The organism is Herbaspirillum sp. 3R11 (assembly GCF_004563925.1).
Taxonomy (GTDB): Bacteria; Pseudomonadota; Gammaproteobacteria; order Burkholderiales; family Burkholderiaceae_D; genus Herbaspirillum.
This window is the reverse complement of record NZ_SPNJ01000005.1, coordinates 262627-285822: the sequence shown is the minus strand read 5'-3', so window position 1 is coordinate 285822 and position 23196 is coordinate 262627. Positions and strand designations below refer to the sequence as shown.

At 60.2% G+C, this 23196-nt stretch carries 22 protein-coding genes; 16 read left to right on the top strand and 6 right to left on the bottom strand.

The genetic code is table 11. The features are described from left to right. Complete coding sequence (locus E4P32_RS21395; protein WP_116435586.1) at positions 1 to 909, top strand: LysR family transcriptional regulator; 909 nt, start codon at positions 1 to 3, stop codon at positions 907 to 909. Between the two features lie 31 nt (positions 910 to 940). Here the strand turns inward: E4P32_RS21395 and E4P32_RS21390 are convergent, their stop codons facing one another. The 3 genes from E4P32_RS21390 to E4P32_RS21380 form a co-directional block, all read right to left on the bottom strand. Beyond that, positions 941 to 2197, bottom strand: coding sequence for a serine hydrolase domain-containing protein (locus E4P32_RS21390; RefSeq protein ID WP_116435585.1), 1257 nt, complete (start codon positions 2195 to 2197; stop codon positions 941 to 943). 9 nt (positions 2198 to 2206) lie between these two features. Next, on the bottom strand, positions 2207 to 3667 hold the full coding sequence (gene thrC, locus E4P32_RS21385) for a threonine synthase (RefSeq protein WP_116435584.1): 1461 nt from the start codon (positions 3665 to 3667) through the stop codon (positions 2207 to 2209). Positions 3668 to 3759: 92 nt separating this feature from the next. Then, positions 3760 to 4896 (bottom strand): helix-turn-helix transcriptional regulator, encoded by a 1137-nt coding sequence (locus tag E4P32_RS21380; RefSeq protein ID WP_116435583.1) that lies wholly within the window; start codon positions 4894 to 4896, stop codon positions 3760 to 3762. A 203-nt stretch (positions 4897 to 5099) separates the two neighbouring features. On the opposite strand from E4P32_RS21380, the gene E4P32_RS21375 reads away from it, so the two are divergent. From E4P32_RS21375 to E4P32_RS21355, 5 genes are all read left to right on the top strand, one after another. Continuing rightward, positions 5100 to 6755 (top strand): hypothetical protein, encoded by a 1656-nt coding sequence (locus tag E4P32_RS21375; RefSeq protein ID WP_116435582.1) that lies wholly within the window; start codon positions 5100 to 5102, stop codon positions 6753 to 6755. A gap of 43 nt (positions 6756 to 6798) precedes the next feature. Continuing rightward, positions 6799 to 7221 carry a YcfL family protein gene (locus E4P32_RS21370; RefSeq protein WP_116435581.1) on the top strand — a complete coding sequence of 141 codons (423 nt, stop codon included), beginning with the start codon at positions 6799 to 6801 and terminating at the stop codon, positions 7219 to 7221. 60 nt (positions 7222 to 7281) lie between these two features. Next, complete coding sequence (lpoB, locus tag E4P32_RS21365) at positions 7282 to 7881, top strand: penicillin-binding protein activator LpoB (protein ID WP_116435580.1); 600 nt, start codon at positions 7282 to 7284, stop codon at positions 7879 to 7881. A gap of 34 nt (positions 7882 to 7915) precedes the next feature. Next, entirely contained in the window at positions 7916 to 8764 is an 849-nt protein-coding gene (locus E4P32_RS21360; RefSeq protein WP_158559740.1) for a penicillin-binding protein activator LpoB, read from the top strand. Positions 8765 to 9009: 245 nt separating this feature from the next. Further along, positions 9010 to 9420 (top strand): surface-adhesin E family protein, encoded by a 411-nt coding sequence (locus tag E4P32_RS21355; protein ID WP_233526722.1) that lies wholly within the window; start codon positions 9010 to 9012, stop codon positions 9418 to 9420. Positions 9421 to 9556: 136 nt separating this feature from the next. Here the strand turns inward: E4P32_RS21355 and E4P32_RS21350 are convergent, their stop codons facing one another. Together E4P32_RS21350 and E4P32_RS21345 are read right to left on the bottom strand one after the other, a co-directional pair. Then, complete coding sequence (locus E4P32_RS21350) at positions 9557 to 10867, bottom strand: homoserine dehydrogenase (protein ID WP_116435578.1); 1311 nt, start codon at positions 10865 to 10867, stop codon at positions 9557 to 9559. A gap of 129 nt (positions 10868 to 10996) precedes the next feature. Continuing rightward, positions 10997 to 12226 (bottom strand): pyridoxal phosphate-dependent aminotransferase, encoded by a 1230-nt coding sequence (locus E4P32_RS21345; protein WP_116435577.1) that lies wholly within the window; start codon positions 12224 to 12226, stop codon positions 10997 to 10999. A gap of 237 nt (positions 12227 to 12463) precedes the next feature. On the opposite strand from E4P32_RS21345, the gene E4P32_RS21340 reads away from it, so the two are divergent. The 9 genes from E4P32_RS21340 (at position 12464) to E4P32_RS21300 (ending at position 21040) form a co-directional block, all read left to right on the top strand. Further along, positions 12464 to 12847, top strand: coding sequence for an Mth938-like domain-containing protein (locus tag E4P32_RS21340; protein WP_116435726.1), 384 nt, complete (start codon positions 12464 to 12466; stop codon positions 12845 to 12847). A 13-nt stretch (positions 12848 to 12860) separates the two neighbouring features. Beyond that, positions 12861 to 14579: a glycosyltransferase family 39 protein gene (locus E4P32_RS21335; RefSeq protein ID WP_116435576.1), complete on the top strand. Its 1719-nt coding sequence runs from the start codon at positions 12861 to 12863 to the stop codon at positions 14577 to 14579. Beyond that, entirely contained in the window at positions 14576 to 14947 is a 372-nt protein-coding gene (locus E4P32_RS21330; RefSeq protein ID WP_116435575.1) for an EamA family transporter, read from the top strand. The genes E4P32_RS21335 and E4P32_RS21330 overlap by 4 nt, the downstream gene beginning before the upstream one ends. 119 nt (positions 14948 to 15066) lie before the next feature. Then, positions 15067 to 16206: a DegT/DnrJ/EryC1/StrS aminotransferase family protein gene (locus E4P32_RS21325; RefSeq protein ID WP_116435574.1), complete on the top strand. Its 1140-nt coding sequence runs from the start codon at positions 15067 to 15069 to the stop codon at positions 16204 to 16206. Positions 16207 to 16349: 143 nt separating this feature from the next. Then, positions 16350 to 17306, top strand: coding sequence for a glycosyltransferase (locus tag E4P32_RS21320; protein WP_116435573.1), 957 nt, complete (start codon positions 16350 to 16352; stop codon positions 17304 to 17306). Continuing rightward, on the top strand, positions 17303 to 18220 hold the full coding sequence (locus E4P32_RS21315) for a formyltransferase (protein ID WP_116435572.1): 918 nt from the start codon (positions 17303 to 17305) through the stop codon (positions 18218 to 18220). Before E4P32_RS21320 ends, E4P32_RS21315 begins: the two co-directional genes overlap by 4 nt. Positions 18221 to 18234: 14 nt before the next feature. Further along, positions 18235 to 19290: a bifunctional UDP-4-keto-pentose/UDP-xylose synthase gene (locus E4P32_RS21310; RefSeq protein WP_167735740.1), complete on the top strand. Its 1056-nt coding sequence runs from the start codon at positions 18235 to 18237 to the stop codon at positions 19288 to 19290. Positions 19291 to 19540: 250 nt separating this feature from the next. Next, positions 19541 to 20482: a polysaccharide deacetylase family protein gene (locus E4P32_RS21305; RefSeq protein ID WP_116435570.1), complete on the top strand. Its 942-nt coding sequence runs from the start codon at positions 19541 to 19543 to the stop codon at positions 20480 to 20482. A 78-nt stretch (positions 20483 to 20560) separates the two neighbouring features. Then, positions 20561 to 21040 carry a peroxiredoxin gene (locus tag E4P32_RS21300; RefSeq protein ID WP_255419432.1) on the top strand — a complete coding sequence of 160 codons (480 nt, stop codon included), beginning with the start codon at positions 20561 to 20563 and terminating at the stop codon, positions 21038 to 21040. A gap of 116 nt (positions 21041 to 21156) precedes the next feature. On the opposite strand, the gene E4P32_RS24180 is transcribed toward E4P32_RS21300, so the two are convergent. After that, the gene (locus E4P32_RS24180; RefSeq protein ID WP_135026688.1) at positions 21157 to 21471 is read right to left on the bottom strand and encodes a hypothetical protein; all 315 of its coding nucleotides are present in this window, start codon (positions 21469 to 21471) and stop codon (positions 21157 to 21159) included. 13 nt (positions 21472 to 21484) lie between these two features. Here E4P32_RS24180 and E4P32_RS21295 point away from each other — a divergent pair, with 13 nt between their 5' ends. Then, the gene (locus tag E4P32_RS21295; protein ID WP_116435568.1) at positions 21485 to 23179 is read left to right on the top strand and encodes a PhoH family protein; all 1695 of its coding nucleotides are present in this window, start codon (positions 21485 to 21487) and stop codon (positions 23177 to 23179) included. Positions 23180 to 23196: the final 17 nt, after the last annotated feature.

Here is a 23196-nt window from a genome sequence, read left to right as displayed (position 1 = left end):
ATGGATCAGTTCAAGCAAATCTCCACCTTCGTCGATGTCGCCGCCAAGGGCAGCCTGTCGGCCGCAGCCCGCGCCGAGGGCATCGCCCCCGCCATGATCGGACGCCGGCTCGACGCCCTGGAGGAGCGCCTGGGCGTCAAGCTGCTGCAGCGGACCACGCGCAAAATCGTGCTGACCAATGAAGGCGCGGCCTTCCTGGAAGACTGCCAGCGCATCCTGACCGACCTCGAAGACGCCGAATCCTCGGTCTCGGAGCGCAGCGCGCGCGCCAGCGGCAATCTGCTGATCTCGGCCCCGGCCGGCTTCGGCCGCCAGCACGTGGCGCCGCTGGTGCCTTCGTTCCTGACCGAACATCGCGACGTCACGCTCACGCTCAACCTCAACGACCGCATCGTCGACCTGATCGGCGAAGGCGTCGACGTCGCCATCCGTATCGCTGCACTGACCGATTCCAACCTTATCAGCGTCAAGCTGGCCGAGAACCACCGCGTGGTGGTGGCTGCGCCCTCCTACCTGCGCCGCCATGGCATTCCCGAGACACCCGACGACCTGGCGCGCCACAACTGCCTGGCCATCAGCAGCGAAGGCAGCCAGCGCGGCTGGACGCTCAGGCAGCACGGCAAGGTCAGCGTCTACAAGGTTGGCGGCAATATGGTCTGCAACGACGGCGAAGTGCTACACAACTGGGCGCTCAACGGCAAGGGACTGGCGTGGCGCTCCATGTGGGAGGTCGGCGCCGCGCTCGAATCGGGCGAACTGGTGACGGTGCTGGACAAGTTCGACGCGCCGGCGCCGGCGATTTATGCCGTCTTTGCCCAGCGCCGGCATTTGCCGCTGCGGATACGCGCCTTCGTGGATTTTTTGCGGCATACCTATGCCCAGCCGAATTACTGGCGGCATCCCGCGTAAGCAGCGCCTAACGCCGCTCGTCGCGGCTACCCTACCATTTGCCGTAGGTCGCCACGATCCCGCGCAACAAGGCATCGCGCTCCGCACCGAGATGCGTGCCGCTGGCGTCGCCTGACGCATCCTTGCCCACCGCCGTGTGCACGACCACCAGCCCGAGCGCCGGATCGACGAAAATCGCCTGGCCATACACGCCCAGCAGCGCAAAGCGGCGCCGGCTGCCCGGCAGAATCCAGGTCTGCAAGCCGTAGCCGGAATATTTGCTGCCGTGATACGACATGACGCCGGGACGGAATGCCGCAGGCTGACGCTGCGGATCAGTCATGTCGAGCAGATGTTCGCGTTGCACGACGGCGTTGCCGCGCACTTCACCATCGGCGGCCATCATCATTCCCAGGCGCGCATAGTCGTACACCGTGGCGTTGAAGCCGCCTTGCGCCACCTCGATGCCGTCGCCGGGATTGAGCATCCAGGTGGCTTTGGCCTGGGCGCCGATCGGCTGCCAGATTTTTTCGCCGATGTAGTCGCACAGGCTGCGCCCGGTGGCGGCGCGCAAGACCAGCGCCAGCACGTTGGTCTGCGCACCCGCATAGTTGAAACGCTCGTCTTCCGGATCGCTGCGTTCAGTAACACTGCGCACAGCCTGCAGGGTGCCGGCCTTGTGCATGATGTCGTTGAAGGCGGCCCGGTCATCATGTGCCGAATAGTCTTCGACGTACCTGGCGCCGGAGGCCATGCGCAGCAGATTGATGATGCGTGTTTCGCCGTAGAGAGAACCGGCCAGTTCGGGGAGATAGGTTTTCGCCGGATCGTCCAACGAGCGGATGCTGCCCTCTTCCAGCGCCTTCATGACGCCCAGCGCGACGATGGTCTTGGCCATGGAATTGGACAGCATGCGCATGTCCGGCGTGCGTGCGTAGTTGTAGCGCTCGGCCACGATACGGCCATCTTTCACCACCACGACGGCCGTGGCGCGCTGGCGTGCCATGTAGTCGTCCAGCGTGAACGTGTCGCCGCGAAAGCGATAGGTGAAGACGGTGTCGGCAGCGCTCTTTTCCAGCGCTACCGGCTCGCGCGACGGCGCCAACGTGCAGGAGGGATTGAAGCTGTCCATCGCGCTGAAGGAACCGACGAGGTAGTGCTGCTGATAGGCCTGGCGGAGATTGCCTGCGACCGGATAGCCGGCAGATTTTCCTAGCGTGTCCTCATCCGGAGCTGGCCCGGCAGTGGCGACCTTCCCGATCGCCAACAACGACGCGGCCAGAAAACCGATGGCCGCGACCTTGCTCATGGCAGTTAATTACAGCCCGGTATGCTTAGCCACGAAGGCCTTGACCTTGGCGGCGTCGGCGGACATGACCTCGAAACGCTGCGGCAGCGCTTCGATGTTTTCGAAGCCGGCCGGACGGTCCGCATCGCGGCCCAGCGCCTCACGGATGGTCTCGTTGAACTTGGCCGGCAAGGCGGTTTCCAGCACGATCATGGTCACGCCTGCGGTGAGGTTTTCACGCGCCACCTTGATGCCGTCTGCGGTGTGCGTGTCGACCGTGATGCCGTAGCTCTTTTCGGCGAAGCGGATGGTTTCCAGGCGATCTGCATGCGTCGACTTGCCCGAGGCGAAGCCGTAGCGGATCACGCTGGCGAATTCATCGCCATCGCTGCCCGGTTTGCCGGTCAGGTCGAAGCCGCCTGCGGTCTCGACCTTGTGGAACAGGGCCTTGACGCGTGTGCTGTCGCGACCGAGCAAGTCGTAGATGAAGCGCTCGAAGTTGGACGCCTTGCTGATGTCCATGCTCGGGCTGCTGGTGTGGTAGGTCTCGGCCGACTTGCGCACGCGGTAGACGCCGGTGCGGAAGAATTCGTCGAGCACATCGTTCTCGTTGGTGGCGACCACCAGCTTGTCGATCGGCAAACCCATCATGCGTGCGATGTGGCCGGCGCAGATGTTGCCGAAATTGCCCGACGGGACCGTGAACGAGACCTTCTGTTCATTGCCGGTCGTGGCCGAAAGATAGCCGCGGAAATAGTAAACAACCTGCGCCACGACGCGCGCCCAATTGATCGAATTGACGGTGCCGATTTTTTTCGCGGCCTTGTAATCGAGGTCGTTTGAGATCGCCTTGACGATGTCCTGGCAATCGTCGAACACGCCTTCCACCGCGAGGTTGAAGATGTTCGGATCCTGCAGGCTGAACATCTGTGCGGTCTGGAATGCACTCATCTTCTTGTGCGGCGACAGCATGAAAACGCGGATGCCCTGTTTGCCGCGCATGGCGTATTCCGCTGCGCTGCCGGTGTCACCCGAAGTGGCGCCGACGATGTTGAGTTCAGCGCCCTTCTTGGCCAGTGCATATTCAAACAGGTTGCCCAGCAACTGCATCGCCATGTCCTTGAAGGCCAGCGTCGGACCGTTCGACAGGCCTTGCAGTACCAGCTTCTTGCCATCCTTGTCTTCCAGCGTGCGGAGCGGCGTGATCTGCGCAGCATCTTCACCGGCGCGCGTGTTGCGATACACGTCGGCGGTATAGGTCTTGTGCGTCAGCACCTTGAGGTCGGCGTCGGGAATGTCGCCGGCGAACTTCTTCAGCACTTCGTACGCCAGGTCCGCATAGGACAGCGTGCGCCATTGATCCAGCTCGGCGCCGGTGACTTGCGGATACTGCGCCGGCAAGTACAGGCCGCCGTCCGGCGCCAGGCCGCCCAGCAGGATTTCGGAAAAGGAAGGTGTGGCAGAGTGACCGCGAGTGGAGACGTATTGCATGGCGTAAGTAAGAGTGGAAGTGGTCTTGCAACAGGTTGCACGGAGACCGCCATTATAGCTGGCTCGCGGACGGAATCCGCGTTTTTGCCTTGCTAAAGCATCACGTGCGGCTGCGACGCCAGCAAGGTGCGAATCAGTTCCGCCTGGCGCTTGGCGCCGGTCTTGGCGAACAGGCTGGCCAGATGGGTGCGCACGGTGTTGCGGCTGATGTCGTTCTTGAGCGCATACGATTCAATGGTGTCGTTCTCGAGCAAGGCTTCGGCCAGCCGCGTTTCGGCCGGCGTCAGGCGATAGATGACCTGCAGCTGCGCCGAACGCGAAACACGCTGGCGCGCCATGTCCTGCAGGATCAGCAACGCAAACGGACCGCCGCACAGGGGATCGAGCGCGGCAGGAATCGTCGCCGGGATCACCGACACCAGCAGCGGCGTCGATTGCTTGCGGCGCGCGATGGCGAACCATTGTCCCTGGCGCGGCTCCATCGCGGTCGCCATGCGCAGCGCGTACTGCAGCCGCTCAGCGTCCGCCGGTTCGGACACCGCCAGCTTGTCGTTGCGCACGGACAGGCCGTCGCCGGCAGCGAGGATGGCGGTTGCCTGCGGATTGAGCGAGACGATGCGGCCGGCGGCGTTGATCCATAGCGTGCCGTAAGGCAGGTGCGCCACCACAGATTCACTCGCCGACTGCTGGCGCTCCAACGTCTGCATGCGCGCGCGCAACGTGGCCGAGCGGATCAGGTGTGGCGACAGGCTGCGCAGGAAGGCGTATTCGGTTTCGGCATATTCTTCTGCGCCCAACGGGCGCAGGAAGGCGATCGCCTCGGATTGCGTGGTGCGCTCGCCGATGCGTCCGACTACCATGTGGCGGCCGCCGTATTTGAACAGGAAGTCGTTGTAGATTTCGCTCTTGCGCACGAAGCGCTCGTCGAAACGCTGATGATCGGCGCGCCATTCGCCGACCTGCCCGGTGGCAAGCCAGCCGAGGCGGTCGTCGACCTGGCTGTAGTATTCCTTGTACTCGAGATCGCCGGCCTGGTAGTCGCTGTTGCTCACGCAAGACGCGATCACTTCGCGGCTTTCCACATCCATGTGGACGTAGTGTCCGGCGATGGCGCCCACCTCGCGGCAGATCATTTCCATGGCTGGCGCGATCCGGCTCAGATCCTGGACGGAGTCGTAAATCAACTCCACCAGCTGGCCGAAGCGCTGTTCCGCATTCCCCGTTGACATAAGACACCCCTGAATCGCATTGTTTGACGTTCTTTGTTCGCGACTTCTATCCCTGTAGCCGAGCATAGAACATTTCGCTATCTCATTCAAACGAATGAGGCTTTTTTCGACGGCCGTCTTTACAATAAATGCAACAAAAAAATGCCTGCCGGCATCTTTCGGCAGCAGCTCATAAGCAGCTCATATCCTGGGGAGGATAAAAAATGCAAGATCAAAACAAATCCATGGCGTTCGCCATCAAGCGGCTCGGAAAAAACATCGGCGGCAGTGTCTGCCTGATCTCGCTGGTGGCCGGTTGCGCCACCAACGGCTACGACCGCAAGGCGACCACCACGGTCGACGCCATGAAGTCCGGCAGCGCGGATCTGGCACTGCAGGCGCTGGAACAGCAGAATCCCGACAAGGACAAGGACCTGCTCTACTTCATGGAAAAAGGCGAACTGCTGCGCATGAAGGGTTCCTACGAGGCCAGCAAGGAAACCTGGCTGGCCGCCGACGAAAAGGTGCGCGGCTGGGAAGATCAGGTCAAGACCGATCCGTCCAAACTGCTGGGCGACGTCGGCTCCATCATCCTCAACGACACCACGCGCCGCTACGACGGCCGCGACTACGAAAAGGTCTTCATCAACCTGCGCCTGGCGCTTGACCATCTGGCCATCGGCGACTGGGATTCGGCACGTACCGAAATCAAGAAGATGCACGAGCGCGAAGCGATCATCGCCGACTTCCGCAGCAAGGAACTCGACGCCGCCAAGAGCACCGCCGAATCGAAGGGCCTGAAGACCACTTCCTTCAAGGAGCTCAACGGCTATCCGGTGGAAACGCTGGAAGACCCAGCCGTACGCGGGCTCAAGAATTCCTACGAATCGGCGTTCGCCAACTATCTGGCCGGCTTCGTCTATGAAGGTCTGGGCGAACCGTCGCTTGCGGCCGCCGGCTATCGCAAGGCGATTGAAATGCGTCCCGGCCAGGCCACACTGGAAGAAGGCCTGAAAGGCCTGGACGGTCGCGTGCGCAGCCGTTCGCCGAAGCTGGTCGATACGCTCATCGTGATCGAATCGGGCAGCGCGCCAGCGATCAGTTCGATGACCTTGCCGATCATCCTGCCGATTCCAGGCCGCAGCGGCTTGAGCCTGATTGCCACGCCGATTTCGTGGCCGGTCATCCGCGCCGCCGACAATTCGGTGGTCCCCGCCAGCATCACGGTCGACGACAAGCCGGTGCAAGTCGCTCTGCTGACCAGCGTCGACCAGATGGCGCGCCGCGCGCTGTCGGATGAAATGCCGGGCATCATCGCGCGCTCCTCCATCCGTGCGATCACCAAGGGCATCGCGCAAAAAGCCATCGACGATAATTCCGGCTCGCTGGGCATGTTCGGTTCGCTGCTGAGCATCGCCGCCAAAGCCGGAACCATGCTGGGCGAAGTCGCCGATGAACGCACCTGGCGCACCCTGCCGGGCTTCTTCTCGGTGGCGCGCGTGAAACTGGCGCCGGGCATGCACAAGATCCTGCTGCCGACCGCGACCGGCCCGCAATTGCGCGAAGTCGGCGTCTCCGGCGCCTACGCGATGGTGTCGCTGCGCACCTCGGGTCCCTCGCTTTATCTGGCGCAGACCCCCTATAATGCCGAGCAGGCAGCGTTGGCCCTGGCCACACCGGAAAAACCGATCGCTCCGGTGAAGACCGCCAAAGCCAAAACCACCGGCAAGAAAGTGGCGGCGAACAACAGCAAGAATACTGGCGCCGATGCAGCTGTAGTCACAACCGCTGCACCCTTGGAAAAAGCTGCAACAGTCGCCAGCAACAACAGCAAGAAAAAAGCCATTGTGCCGGTATCGGCCAGTGTCACCGCACCGTGATCACACGGGCGTTGAAAACAGGATTAAACAGGGAATCGACCACATGAACATCAAACACGCATTGCGCGCAGGCGCACTGGCGTCCGCGCTCGCGCTCGGCATGCAAGCCATGCCGGCACAAGCGCAATCCATCGCCTCCAAAATCGAATTGCTGGGCGCGCCGGCCTCGCTGGAATTCACCGGCCTGCGCATGCGCGAGCAAAACGGCCTGCTCAACGTCCAGGCCGAGCTCACCAACCGCGACAATCGCCAGCACACGGCTTACTACCGCGTCAAATGGATGGACGAAACCGGCTTCCAGGTGTGGGACGACGAGCCGTGGAAGCCGCTGCTGGTCAACGGCGAACAAAAACTGACGCTGCAGATGGTCTCGCCGACCACCAAGGCGCGCGACTTCACGATCCAGTTCAGCGCCACCATCAACAAATCGCTGTCGACCAGCGACGCTCCTTTAATGGGTCGCTGAGACCACACCGGTCTCCGTCTCCGCTTTGATTCACATAACTGATTACCACAAGGAATTGCCATGATGCACACCACTGCCCGCTACGCCGGCCTGACCCTGATTTCCGCTTTGCTGTTCGGCTGCGCCCAGACCGGCACACCGACGGTCGGCAGCAATGTCCAGTACGGCGACGCCAAGGCCGTCGAACAAGTCACCAATGAATTCGGCTCGACCGACCTGCAGACCATCGCCGAATCGATGGCGCGTTCGCTGGGCCAATCCGCAGCCGGCTACAAAAGCAAGCCGCTGGTGACCATCGCCGACGTCAAGAACAAGACCAGTGAATACATCGACACCCGCTCGATCACCGATTCGATCCGCGTGCAATTGCTCAAGGGCGGCACCATGCGCTTCGCCACCGACATCGTCGGCATGCAGAACCAGACCGACGAACTGACCCGTCAGAACAACACCGGCCTGTACAAGAAGTCGGCCACCGCCAAGGTCGGCAAGATGGAAGGCGCACAGTTCCGCATCGAAGGCAACATCACGTCCATCGTCAAGCGCAGCAGCAACACCACGGACGTGTATTACAAGTTCAGCCTGATCATGACCAACATCGAGTCCGGCACCATCGAATGGGCCGACGAGAAGGAAATTCGCAAGACCTCCAAGCGTTGATTCCCGTTCACCAATGTTGAGAGAGGATTTCCCCATGCCGACATCGCCATCCCGGATGTTCAACGCACTGCTGGCTTCGCTGGCGTTCGCGTTGACGCTGGCGGCGCCGACGCTTGGGCAGGCGCAGAACCTGCCCAAGATCGCCGTCACCGACCTGTCGTACGAAGAGAAGGTAAAGGAATATTTCCAATACTTCGAAGCGCGCGAAAAACACAACAACAGCTACTCCGCCAATGCGCGCGCCAGCGACTCCAACTTTGCGTCGTCGGCCTCGATGTCGGAACGCGCATCGAGCCGCGGCGAGAGCTCGGTAATCGCCGCCTCCGGCACCATCACCACGATCAGCCGCGGCGAGCTGCGCAAGTTCACGGCGGACATCAAGGGTGAATTGTTGAAGTCGGGCTCGTACCGCCTGGTGCAGGGCAAACCCTGGACCCAGCAAAACACCGAGAAGCTGTTCGACATCATCGACCGCATCAAGAAGGGTTACTACCCTGGCGCAGACTACGTGTTGTTCGGCACGATCAACAACATCGACTTCCGCCAGGAAAGCAATCCGGTACAAGGTTCGAATGCGGTGTCGTTCTCGCTGGCGCTGGAACTGGTGGGCGAATTTTCGCTGATCAATACCCGCACCTATGAGATCAAGGCGGCGTTCTCGGCCATGGGCGAAGGCTCCGACGTACGTCTGGCCAATGCCGCCGGCACCGTGATTTCGCTCAACAAGAGCAAGGTCATGCAGGAAGTGTCGCGTTCGCTGGGCGACGCTGTCGCCGGCGAGATGGAAGCGCAGTTCAATCCGGCCGGCTCCAGCCGCAGCTCACGCCGCATCGAGCGCCAGCAGGAAACCGTACAAGAACAAAAGACCGTCATTTTCAAATGACTCTCCACTCCGGCGCGCGCCCCGCGCGCGCCGGATTTTTATTCTTCCGCCGTCCCCTCCTCGCTCCTCCTTTCTCCGCTCCCGTCCAAGGAAGTGAAATAAAACGTTACCAGGCTTGTAAGCGCTCCGGCGGCACGTTATGCTGGCAGCCCTGACGCGTATGCAGCCACAGCGTCGTCGCATACTCCACGCGCTCTTGCGCCCCACCGGATAGAAATGGACACATGATGAAAAAATGGATTTTGATGTTGAGCGTCCCGACTCTGCTGTGCGCCGGCGCCGCCCACGCGGAAAACTGGCAGTCGATCGGGGGCACCGATCAGGCCGAATTGTCAATGGACGTCGATTCGATCAAGGAAAGCAAGGGCATCCGCGAAGCCTGGTCGATGTGGAATTTCAAAGAGGCGCGTCCCAACAACGACAGCGGCTTCCCGACCCTGAAGTCGTACCAGGACATGCACCAATACAACTGCAAGGAACAGACCTTGAAGCTGACGCGCGAAGTGATCTTCGCGGAAAACGACGGCAAGGGCGCCAAGCGCGATCACTCGGATGCCTTGAAGAGTATGCAGTTCGCCAAGCCGGCGCCAAGCTCCGTCGGCGAAATCATGCTGCAAATGGTATGCGGCTACGAGATTCCGGCTGCGAAGAAGTAATTTAAAGGGACTTCGGTTCCACCATGAAAAAGGGCGCCCTGCGGCGCCCTTTTTTATTGTCCGGATGATTTTGCGGAAAGAAAAAAGGAGGCCGAAGCCTCCTTTTTCATGCAGCGCTGAAAGTGCTTAGAAGTGCTTAGTTCAGCTCTTCCAGACGAATCTTCATGACACTGCCCATGACGGTAGACAGCGCTTCGATCTTGGCGATGGCCGCCTCGATGTTGCGCTCTTGAGTCTGGTGCGTGAGCATGATGATGTCGGTCTGCTGTTCGCCTTCGGCCGGCTCCTTCTGCAACATGGCGTCGATCGAAATCGACGAGTCCGCCAGGATGCGCGTGACGTCGGCCAGCACGCCCGGCTTGTCGGCCACATGCATGCGCAGGTAGTAGCTGGTGGTGACGTCCTGAATCGGCAACACCGGCGTGTCGGCCATGGCGTTCGGCTGGAACGCCAGCGACGGCACGCGGTGTTCCGGATCGGCCGTAGCCAGGCGCGTGATGTCGACCAGATCGGCGATCACGGCTGAGGCGGTCGGTTCGGAACCGGCGCCCTTGCCGTAGTACAGCGTCTCGCCGACGGCGTCGCCGCGCACCATCACGGCGTTCATGGCGCCTTCGACGTTGGCGATCAGGCGACCGGTCGGAATCAGCGTCGGATGCACGCGCAGTTCAATGCCCTTTTCGGTCTGGCGGGTGATGCCCAGCAGCTTGATGCGGTAGCCCAGTTGCTCGGCGTAGCGGATGTCGGTGGCCTGCAGCTTGGTGATGCCTTCCACGTGCGCCTTGTCGAACTGCACCGGGATGCCGAAGGCGATCGAGGCCATGATGGTCAGCTTGTGCGCTGCGTCCACACCTTCGATGTCGAAGGTCGGATCCGCTTCGGCGTAGCCCAGGCGTTGCGCCTCTTTCAGCACGACGTCGAAGTCCAGTCCCTTGTCGCGCATTTCGGACAGGATGAAATTGGTGGTGCCGTTGATGATGCCCGCGATCCACTGGATGCGATTGGCGGTGAGGCCTTCGCGCAAAGCCTTGATGATCGGAATGCCGCCGGCGACCGCCGCTTCGAATGCGACCATCACGCCCTTTTCCTGCGCGGCCTTGAAAATTTCATTACCGTGCGTGGCGATCAGCGCCTTGTTGGCGGTGACGACGTGCTTGCCGTTGGCGATCGCCTTCAGGACCAGGTCCTTGGCGAGGCCATAGCCGCCGATGAGCTCGATGACAATATCGATGTCCGGATCGTTAACCACCAGATTGGCGTCGTTGACAACCTTGACTTGTCCATTGGTCAGCTCGGTGGCGCGCTCCGTGTTCAGATCGGCCACCATGGTAATTTCAATGCCGCGCCCTGCGCGCCGCGCAATTTCTTCCTGATTGCGCTTCAATACATTGAAAGTACCGGAACCCACGGTGCCGATGCCGAGCAAACCTACTTTGATGGATTTCATATTGTCTTCGTGGTTGATAAAAAAAGCCGTCGGCCGAAATAAAAACGATTGCTGACGGGTGCTGCGGTAAAACCGGAATTGCCGGCCTGCCCCGCCACGTGCGGAGCAAGCCGGTGAATCATGTGTGGTTCAGTTGGTGCCGTGGCGCCGGCGATAACCTTCGAGGAAGTGCGCAATGCGGCCCATCGATTCGGTCAGGTCATCGGTGTTCGGCAGGAACACCACGCGGAAGTGGTCCGGCGTCGGGCAGTTGAAGCCGGTGCCCTGGACGATCAGCACTTTCTCTTCGGCCAGCAGCTCGTAGGCGAACTCCTGGTCGTCCTTGATCGGATAAATCTCCGGATCAAGGCGCGGGAACATGTACAGCGCCGACTTCGGCTTGACGCAGGTCACGCCCGGAATGTCGGTGAGCAGCTTGTGCGCGAGGTCGCGCTGCTTGGCCAGACGGCCGGTCGGCGCGACCAGGTCGTTGATGCTCTGGTAGCCGCCCAGCGCGGTCTGGATGGCGTACTGCCCCGGCGCATTGGCGCACAGGCGCATCGACGCCAGCATATTGAGACCTTCGATGTAATCCTTGGCGTGCTTCTTTTCGCCCGAGACCACCATCCAGCCGGCGCGGTAGCCGCAGGAACGATAGTTCTTGGACAGGCCGTTGAAGGTGATGAACAGCACGTCGTCGGCCAGCGAGGCCAGCGAGGTATGCGTGTTGCCGTCGTACAGGACCTTGTCGTAGATCTCGTCGGCGAAAATGATCAGCTGATGCTGGCGCGCGACTTCGACCAGCTCCTTGAGCACTTCGGTGGAGTACAGGGCGCCGGTCGGATTGTTCGGGTTGATGACCACGATCGCCCTGGTGTTGGGCGTGATCTTCTTGCGAATGTCGGCGATATCCGGCTGCCAACCCTGCTGCTCGTCGCAGACGTAGTGGACCGGCGTGCCGCCCGACAGGCTGACTGCGGCGGTCCACAGCGGATAGTCGGGCGACGGCACCAGCACTTCGTCGCCGGTGTTGAGCAAGGCGTTGACGCTCATCACGATCAGCTCGGACGCACCGTTGCCGAGGTAGATGTCGTCGATGGTGACGCCCTGGATATTCTTTTGCTGGGTGTAGTGCATGACCGACTTGCGCGGCGCGAACAGGCCCTTGGAATCAGTGTAGCCGGAGGCGTTGCCCATGTTGCGGATCATGTCCTGCACGATTTCATCGGGCGCATCGAAACCGAAGGCGGCCAGGTTGCCGATGTTCAGCTTGATGATCTTGTGGCCTTCTTCTTCCATTTGCCGCGCTTTTTCCAGCACGGGGCCACGGATGTCGTAACAGACATCCGCCAGTTTTTTCGATTTTTGAATCGGTCGCACGGTACTAATCCTTTGAATGAGCCTGAACTGCAGGTTCGGCTTGCTCAGCTTACTTGGCTGGCCTGGCTTGCCCGGCAGAGCCGCCGGAACCGGCCATTTTGCCGAAAGCCTTCCATTTTATCAATGAATAAAACATAGTCCTGAACCGGAAAACGCTACAATGCAGCACTTTAAGACCTTATTGCCGAAAATAGCCCGGGCCGCACCATCGCCGGCGGCATTTTGGCACTGCGCGCCATGAAGCTCCATTCCACAGAAACCCAGCAATACCAGACCGTTTCCTCCTACGACGACACCGGCGTCGAGCTCAATGCGATCCGCTTCGAGCAGAGCCTGATCGTACTGCCGGAAACTCCGCCTGCGCCCTGGCCGGTGACCTCGTTCGACGCATTGACCGCCGAACATTTCGACCAGATCGACGCCACCCGGCCCGATGTCGTGATTCTCGGCACCGGCGCGCGCCAGCGCTTCGTCCATCCGAAGCTGACCGCCGTCCTCACCGCGCGCCGCATCGGCGTCGAGTGCATGGACAACCAGGCGGCATGTCGCACATACAACATTCTCATGGCAGAGGGCCGCAAAGTGGCACTGGCATTGATTCTCGAACCAAAACCAGCTTAAGGACCTCGCCGCAATGCGCGACTTGTACAAATCCAAAGCGTTCGTCTGGACGCTGCTCATCTTTTTCCTGCTGATCTGGTTCTACATGCTCGGCGCGCGCACCCTGGTGCCGACCGACGAAGGCCGCTACGCCGAAATGGCCCGTGAGATGGTCGCCACCCAGGACTGGATCACCACCCGCCTCAACGGCATCAAGTATTTCGAAAAGCCGCCGCTGCAAACCTGGATGAACGCCGTCACCTTCGAGCTGTTCGGCCTCGGCGAATGGCAGGCGCGGCTGTGGACCGGCCTGTGCGGCCTGTTCGGCATCGGCCTGGTCGCCTACACCGGCCGTCGCGTGTTCAACGCGCGCGTGGCGTTCTATGCACCGCTGGTGCTGGCGTCGAGCTTCTTCTGGGCCGGCATGGGCCACATCAACTCGTTGGACATGGGCCTGGCCGGCATGATGACGCTGAGCATCTGCGCCCTGCTGCTGGCGCAACGCAACGACGCCAATCGCGACGAACAGCGCAACTGGATGCTACTGTGCTGGGCCGGCATGGCGCTGGCGGTCCTGTCCAAGGGACTGATCGGCATCGTGCTGCCGGGCGCGGTGCTGGTGCTGTACACGATCTTCTCGCGCGACTGGGCGATCTGGAAAAGGCTGCACCTGATCAAGGGCCTGATCCTGTTCTTCGTCATCACCACACCGTGGTTCGTGCTGGTATCGCTGAAGAATCCGGAATTCCCGCAATTCTTCTTCATCCACGAACACTTCCAGCGCTTCACGACCAAGATCCATAGCCGCACCGGTCCGTGGTACTACTTCCTCCCGATCCTGCTGCTGGGCATCCTGCCGTGGCTGGGCGTACTCGTACAAAGCCTGCTGCACGGGCTGCGCGAAGACCAGGGCAACAGCAGCTTCAACAGCCTGACCAACGGCAAATTCCAGCCGCGCAAGATGCTGCTGATATGGTCGGTATTCATTTTCGTGTTCTTCAGCATTTCCAGCTCGAAGCTGCCGTCCTACATCCTGCCGATCTTTCCGACGCTGGCGCTGCTGATCGCCAGCTATCTGGAGCGCTCGTCGTCCAAGGCGATCATCTGGTCGGCAACCGTGGTGGCAGTACCTTGCGCCATCGGAATGGCCTTCATATCGCGCGTGCCGAATCTGGCCAAGGACGCTTACTCGCTGCCGCTGGTGACCGCCCACGTGCCGTGGATTTATGCCGCAACCGTCATTGCCTTCGTGGGCGCAGTGCTGGCGATCCGTTTTGCCCGCTCGCACAAAGACCTGGCGGTGGTATTCCTCGCCGCAGCGACTTTCGTCAGTGGACAATTGTTGATGCTGGGTCACGACCCGCAAGGCCGCTATTCGGCCGGTATCGATTACGTTCCGGCACTGCAAGCTGAATTGACGCCGGAAACCCCGATGTATCTGGTCGGCCGCTACGAACAGGCCTTGCCGTTCTATTTGCAACGCACGATGACGCTGGTGCGCCATGCCGACGAAATGGAATTCGGCCTGAAGCAGGAGCCGCAACTGTGGCTGCCGACGATTGACGCCTTCGTCGCGCAATGGGTCGCCGACCACACCGCCGGCAAGAAGGATATCGCCATCATCGATCCGTCCGTCTACGCCGACCTGAAACAACGGGGCATTCCGATGCGCCTGATCGGCCAGGATCCGCGCCGCGTGATTGTGGCGAACAATCCCGACGTTACCGAAAAGAACCCGAAGGCTGCGCCATGAATATCACCACCTTCGGTTTCATCTTCGTCGGCATTTGCCTCAACGCCGTCGCGCAGCTGCTGCTCAAGGCCGGCACCAATGCCGTCGGCGCAATCCACCTGACGGCGGAGAACTGGCTCTCCACCGGGATCAAGCTGGCCACGCAGTTGCCGATCATCGGCGGCCTGACCTGCTATGTGATTTCGGTCGGCGTGTGGATCATCGGACTGTCGCGTGTGGATGTGACGATCGCCTATCCGCTGCTGTCGCTGGGCTACATCATCAACGCTGTCGGTGCCTGGTATTTCCTCGGCGAAGTGGTGTCGGCGCAGCGCATCCTGGCCATCGGCGTGATCATCGTCGGCGTTATTCTGCTGACGAAGAGTTGATCCGCTGATCCAACTGATCCGGCCGACTTGGCTGATTTACAATAGGCGGCTCGCGCCGGAGCGACATCATCGCCGGCGCGGCCGACTGAATTCACCACCCCAGATTATTGCGAGCCCACATGACTCAACCTGTTCAGCCTGCTCTGCCCTTCTTGCCGTTCTCCAAACCGACCATCGACGAACCCACCATCGCCGCCGTCGCCGATGTGCTTCGCTCCGGCTGGATCACCAGCGGCCCCAAGGTGCAGGCATTTGAGAAGGCCCTGTCCGACTATCTGGACGGCCGCATCGTGCGCACGTTCAATTCCGGCACCTGCACCATGGAAATCGCGCTGCGCATTGCCGGTATCGGCGCCGGCGATGAAGTCATCACGACGCCGATTTCCTGGGTCGCCACCGCCAATGTCATCATCGAAACCGGCGCCACGCCTGTCTTCGCCGACATCGACCCAATCACCCGCAACATCGACCTCGACAAACTCGAAGCCGCCATCACGCCGCGCACCAAGGCCGTGATCCCGGTCTACCTGTCGGGCCTGCCGGTCGACATGGATCGCCTGTACGCGATCGCAAAAAAACACAACCTGCGCGTGATCGAAGACGCCGCCCAGGCACTCGGTTCGACCTGGAAAGGCAAGCGTATCGGCGCGTTCGGCGACTTTGTCTCGTTCAGCTTCCAGGCCAACAAGAACGTGACGAGCTCCGAAGGCGGTTGTCTGGTCGTCAATAATCCTGATGAAGCGCGCCTGGCCGAAAAATACCGCCTGCAAGGCGTCACCCGCAGCGGCTTCGACGGCTTGGAAGTCGATGTACTGGGCGGCAAGTTCAACATGACCGATATCGCAGCCGCAATCGGCCTGGGCCAGTTTGCCCACATCGACGCGATCACCGAAAAGCGCCGCGGCCTGGCGCAGCATTATTTCGAGGTGTTCGGCCCTGACTTCGAAGCGCAAAGCGGCGCCCAGCTGCCTGTCGCCGACTTCGAGAACTCCAACTGGCACATGTACCAGCTGGTCTTGCCGGAACGCATCACGCGCGCCGCCTTCATGGAGAAGATGATGGAGCGCCAGATCGGCATCGGCTACCACTATCCACCGATCCACCTGCTCAAGCTGTACCGCGATCGCGGCTTCAAGGAAGGCATGTTCCCGATCGCCGAGCGCGTCGGTCGCCTGATCGTGTCGCTGCCGATGTTTACTGCAATGAGTAAAGAAGATATCGAGCGCGCAGTCGGCGCGGTAAAATCCGTGCTCGCATAAGTTGGCCAGCACAACCATGTCCGCCAGGCAACAACGGCGGCATGATTGCCCGAACCGGCCGCAAACCGGCGCATGGTATGCGGCTTGCATTGCATGGTTTACAGTAACGCTTTCAGTACAGCAATTTTTCATTCCAGGCTTTGATGAAACCAGAAATTTCCGTCGTCATTCCCGTCTATAACGAGGAATCCGGCCTCGCCAAGCTGTTCGACCGCCTCTATCCGGCGCTGGACGCTCTCGGCATGCCCTACGAAATCATTTACGTCAACGACGGCAGCCGCGACAGGTCTGCCGCCATCCTGGCCGATCAGTATCGCCTGCGCCCGGACGTTACCCGCGTGGTGCTCTTCAACGGCAACTACGGCCAGCACATGGCGATCCTGGCCGGGTTCGACGCAACCCGCGGCGACATCGTCATTACGCTCGATGCCGACCTGCAGAACCCGCCGGAAGAAATCGGCAACCTGGTGGCCAAGATTCGCGAGGGCTACGATTACGTCGGCTCGATCCGCCGCCAGCGCCAGGATTCGGCGTGGCGCACCCTGGCCTCCAAGGCCATGAACCGCCTGCGTGAAAAGATCACCCACATCAAGATGACCGATCAGGGCAACATGCTGCGCGCCTACGGTCGCAACGTCATCGACCTGATCAACCAGTGCCGCGAAGTCAATACCTTCGTGCCGGCGCTGGCGTATACCTTTGCGCGCAAGCCGACGGAAATCATCGTCGAGCATGAAGAACGCGCGGCCGGCGAATCGAAGTATTCGCTGTACAGCCTGATCCGCCTGAACTTCGACCTGGTCACCGGCTTCTCGCTGGTGCCGCTGCAATTCTTTTCGCTGCTCGGCATCGGACTGTCGTTTGCCTCCGCCGCGCTGTTCATCCTGATGGTGATCCGCCGCTTCATCCTCGGTGCTGAAGTGCAAGGCGTCTTCACGCTGTTCGCGATCACCTTCTTCCTGATCGGCGTGATCCTGTTCGGCATCGGTTTGCTGGGCGAATACATCGGCCGCATCTACCTGCAGGTACGCGCACGTCCACGTTATGTGGTCCAGGCCGTGCTGGAGCAGTCTTACGATCAGGACAAGCAGAGCTCATGAACGCGGTCGTCTTTGCCTATCACGACGTCGGCGTACGCTGCCTGAAGGTGCTGCTCGCGCGCGGTGTGAAGGTAGCGCTGGTGGTGACCCATGAAGACAGCGCGACCGAGAATATCTGGTTCAATTCGGTCGCCGGCGTGTGCCGCGAATACGGCATCCCGTACATCACGCCGGAAGATCCGAAGTCGCCGCAACTGCTCACCCAAGTGCAGGCTGCGCAGCCGGACTTCATCTTCAGTTTCTATTATCGCCACATGCTGCCGGTCAACCTGCTGGCGCTGGCCAAGCACGGCGCCTACAACATGCACGGCTCGCTGCTGCCGAAGTACCGCGGCCGCGTGCCGATCAACTGGGCGGTGCTGCACGGCGAGACCGAAACCGGCGCCACGCTGCATGAAATGGCTGCCAAGCCGGACGCCGGCGCCATCGTTGCGCAAACTGCGGTGCCTATCCTGCCGGACGACACCGCGTTCGAAGTGTTCGGCAAGGTCGTGGTTGCCGCCGAGCAAACCCTGTGGCGCGTACTGCCGCTGATGCTGGCCGGACGCACGCCAAAGCTGCCCAACGACCTCACCAAGGGCAGCTACTTCGGCGGCCGCAAGCCGGAAGACGGCCGGATCGACTGGAAAAAGCCTGCCCAATACGTGCATAATCTGGTTCGCACGGTCGCGCCACCCTATCCCGGCGCCTTCGAGGAAATCGCAGGTGATAAAATCACGCTGGTGAGAACACGATTGGTGCCGGCATCGGCCCGTCCAACGCTTGAGAGGTCGCATGGCGCTCAAGACAAGTTCTTTGAAGGCGGCCGTCTCTACGCACGTTGCGGCGACGGCAACTATCTGCAAATCCTGGGCATCCAGATCAACGATCAGGACGTCTCTCTTAACAATTATCTGAAATACATGGCTGTCTAAGCCGTCCAATTATTATGAAAAAAGTCCTCATTCTCGGCGTCAACGGCTTCATCGGCCACCACCTGTCCAAGCGCATCCTGGAAACCACGGACTGGCATGTCTACGGCATGGACATGATGACCGACCGCATCACCGACGTCCTCGAAAACGAGGCTTACAAATCGCGCATGCACTTCTTCGAAGGCGACATCACGATCAACAAGGAATGGGTCGAATACCACGTCAAGAAATGCGACGTGATCCTGCCGCTGGTCGCCATCGCGACGCCATCGACTTACGTCAACAAGCCGCTGCGCGTGTTCGAACTGGACTTCGAAGCCAACCTGCCGATCGTGCGTGCAGCCGCCAAGTACGGCAAGCACCTGGTGTTCCCATCGACGTCGGAAGTGTATGGCATGTGCCATGACGACGAATTCGATTCCGAAGAATCCGAACTGATTTGCGGCCCGATCAACAAGCCGCGCTGGATTTATTCCTGCTCCAAGCAACTGATGGATCGCGTGATCTGGGGCTACGGCATGGAAGACAATCTGAACTTCACGCTGTTCCGTCCGTTCAACTGGATCGGCGCCGGCCTGGATTCGATCCATACACCGAAAGAAGGCAGCTCACGCGTCGTGACCCAGTTCTTCGGTCACATCGTGCGCGGCGAGAACATCTCGCTGGTCGACGGCGGCCAGCAAAAGCGCGCCTTCACCTATATCGATGACGGTATCGATGCGCTGATGAAGATCATCGCCAACGAAGGCGGCATCGCCACCGGCAAGATCTACAATATCGGCAACCCCGTCAACAATTATTCGATCCGCGACCTCGCCGACATGATGTTGAAGCTGGCGACCGAATATCCGGAATACGCCGATTCGGCCAAGCAGGTCAAACTGGTTGAAACCACCTCCACCGCCTATTACGGCAAGGGTTACCAGGACGTGCAGAACCGCGTGCCGAAGATCACCAACACCTGTGAAGAACTGAACTGGAAGCCGACCTTCACCATGGCCGACACGCTGCGCAATATTTTTGACGCGTATCGTGGCCAGGTTGCAGAAGCCCGGGCACTGGTCGACTGAACATCGTCGAGCGCATCAAACGAATCCGCCCTTCCGGGCGGATTTTTTTTTCGCGCTTGATTAACCATGCCGGATACCGTCTCGCCACGGGAGTACTCAGGAAAATACGAATGAATCCTCAAAATGGGTTTATTCGCTGCGCCTTTCGTGCCACAATTTGGTCATCAGGCAACCGCATCAGCGCACGTTGTTGTCAGCGCAACAGCATCGCCGCCAGCGTTGCCGCACTACCTCAAGAAAGCAAGCAACCTTGCCCCAGATCACTCTCAAAATCGACGCCGACACCTATCGCGGCACCCGCGAAGGCGTTCCCAATCTGGTCCGGCAACTGCTGCGCCACAACGCCAATGCGACCTTCCTGTTTTCACTTGGTCCTGACCATACCGGCTGGGCGCTCAAGCAAGTGTTCCGCCCCGGCTTCTTCAGCAAGGTGTCGCGCACCTCGGTCGTCGAACATTACGGCATCAAGACGCTGATGTACGGCACGCTGCTGCCGGCGCCGGACATCGGCAAGACCTGTGCAAACTACATGCGCGCGGTGCGCGACGCCGGTTTCGAATGCGGCATCCACACCTGGGACCACCGCGTCTGGCAAGACCACGTCCGCACGCGTGATGCAGCCTGGACGCGCGAGACCATGCAGCGTTCGTATGCGCGCTTCCACGACATCTTCGGTCACACGCCCGTGACGCACGGCGCCGCCGGCTGGCAGATGAATGAGTATGCCTTTGCCCAGCTCGATGAATTCGGCATCGCCTATTCCTCCGATGGCCGCGCGGTGCTCAACGAAGACGGTTCGCTGCAGGATCTCGACGCCGGTCCGCATCGCCTCGCGTCCGGGGGCAAGACTTTGTCGTGCGTGCAATTGCCGACCACGTTGCCGACGCTCGACGAACTGCTCGGCCGCACCATCAACGGCGTTGTCATCGATACGTCAAATGTCGCCGCTATGCTGTTGCGACTGACCGAACAACGCCGCGACCATGTCTTTACCTTGCATGCCGAGCTTGAAGGGCAGAAACTTGCCCCCATCTTCGAGCAATTGCTGCTCGGCTGGCGCGCCCAAGGCTACGATCTGGCGTCGATGGGCGAGTACTACCAGACCGTGAAAGACGATGTCCTGCCGATTCTGCCTATCGCATGGGGCGAGTTGCCGGGACGTTCCGGCGACATGATTCTGCAGGCCGCATAAGCGACATGCGCAAGACAGACACGCGACATCGCACGATTCTCGACGACACAACACCAACACTTACCTCGGGACGCCATTTTGACTGACGACACACCATCCATACTGAACAAGACCGTGCCGGAATTTTCCGCTGCGATGACCAGCGGCAAAACCTTCTCGCTGTCGGATTACAAAGGCAAGAAACTGGTGCTGTACTTTTATCCAAAAGACAATACGCCGGGCTGTACCACGGAGGGCATCCAGTTCCGCGAGAGCTATCCGGAATTCCAGAAGCACAATACCGAAATTTTCGGCATCAGCCGCGACAGCCTGAAGTCACATGAGGGTTTCAAGGCCAAGCTGGACATGCCATTTGAACTGATTTCCGATCCTGACGAAACGCTGTGCATCATGTTCGACGTCATGAAAATGAAGAACATGTACGGCAAGAAAGTCCGCGGCGTCGAACGCAGTACGTTTGTGATTGACGGATCGGGCACATTGGTGAAAGAATGGCGTGGAGTAAAAGTGCCATCGCATGTCGACGAGGTGCTCAGTTTTGTGAAGACAATTGCTTAAGAAACGTTAGTCCCACGACGACACGCGTTTCCCCGGAGCGGCAGCAGGATCGATCTCAAGAGTCATGTTGCAGCCGCGAGCCGAAAGTTGCGGTTAATTTAGATAAGCCTTTGAATTCAAACAGAAAACCGTTTTTTGGAAGCCGTTTTTGGATCAGGTCCCGAACCTGCCAAAACGGCTTTTTTACTTTGCGAATTTGCGCTGCGGATAAAGCCCCGGCAACACGCTACGCCTGTACCGACGGTACGAGTGGTGTTGCCTTGTCCGCCGCCTTCACCTCTTCCACTAATCAAGCCCTCCTTCCTCTTTTCCTGCGTCCGCCGGCGGCGCATGCCTGTACCAAGAAGGGTTTTATTAGCGGCAGTCGTTCGTTGTTGCTCCTCCAGCAGTACCTGTACGCTCTGACAAAGCGGCATTTTTCTTCCCTTCACTACCGAGGTTCTGATGCCCCTGCCCAAACTGCCGAGTAAACCAGCTGCCTTATTGGCGCCCAAAGATTATCCGAAGGCCGAACGCGGTAAAACCGTCAAACCCCATATCGCATTGGTAGAACCTGCTGCACCGATTGCCCCGGTTGCATCTATCGCTGCTCCGGTCGCCAAGGCGCAGCAGCCACTGCAGCCGCAAGCCAAGATCACCGGCAAGAGCCCGGCCGAAAAACCGCGTGTGGCCACACCCAAAGTGCTGGAATCGCGCGCCAAGTCGACCACCAGCCGTATCGCCGACAAGCTCGGTGTGTCAAAGCTGTTCGTACTCGACACCAACGTGCTGATGCATGATCCGACCTCGCTGTTCCGTTTCGAGGAACACGACATCTATCTGCCGATGATCACGCTGGAAGAGCTCGACAACCACAAGAAGGGCATGTCGGAAGTCGCCCGCAATGCACGCCAGATTTCGCGTTCGCTCGACGCGCTGGTCAGCGACATTGCCGAAGACGCCATCGACCTCGGCATCCCGCTGTCCAAGCTGGGCAACAAGGACGCCAAGGGCCGCCTGTTCTTCCAGACCAAGCTGCAAAACGCCAAGCTGCCCGATGGCCTGCCGGAAGGCAAAGCCGACAACCAGATTCTCGGCGTGGTGCGCGCACTCGATCAGCAATATCCGGACCGCCCGGTCGTGCTGGTGTCGAAAGACATCAACATGCGCATCAAGGCGCGCGCCATCGGTTTGCCGGCGGAAGATTATTTCAACGACCATGTGCTGGAAGATACCGACCTGCTGTATTCGGGCATCCAGCAACTGCCGGACGACTTCTGGAACAAGCACGGCAAGGGCATGGAGTCATGGCAGGAAAACAAGCACGGTACCAGCTACACCTATTATCGTGTGACCGGTCCGCACGTGCCATCGATGTTGATGAACCAGTTCGTCTTCATCGAGCCGAAGAATGGCGAACCGGCTTTCTACGGCCAGGTCACGCAAATCAACGGCAAGACAGCAGTCCTGCAGACCTTGCGCGACTACGGCCATACCAAAAACAGCGTGTGGGGCATCACGGCGCGCAATCGTGAGCAGAACTTCGCCCTGAACCTGCTGATGAATCCGGAGTGCGACTTCGTCACGCTGCTTGGCCAGGCCGGCACCGGCAAGACCCTGCTCGCGCTGGCGGCCGGTCTGGCGCAAGTGCTGGAAACCAAGAACTACAACGAAATCATCGTCACCCGCGTCACCGTGCCGGTGGGCGAAGATATCGGTTTCCTGCCGGGCACCGAGGAAGAAAAGATGGGTCCGTGGATGGGCGCCTTCGACGATAACCTGGAAGTGTTGAACAAGTCCGACGGCGATGCCGGCGAATGGGGTCGCGCGGCAACGCAAGACCTGATCCGCTCGCGTATCAAGATCAAGTCGCTGAACTTCATGCGCGGTCGCACCTTCGTCAACAAATTCCTGATCATCGATGAAGCGCAGAACCTGACGCCGAAACAGGTGAAGACCTTGGTCACCCGTGCAGGTCCGGGCACCAAGATCGTCTGCCTCGGTAACATCGCGCAGATCGACACGCCTTACCTGACGGAAGGATCGAGCGGCCTGACCTATGTGGTCGATCGCTTCAAGGGCTGGTCGCACAGCGGCCACGTCACGCTGGCGCGCGGCGAGCGTTCGCGTCTGGCGGATCACGCCAGCGACGTTCTGTAAGGCAGTATCGAAGGAAG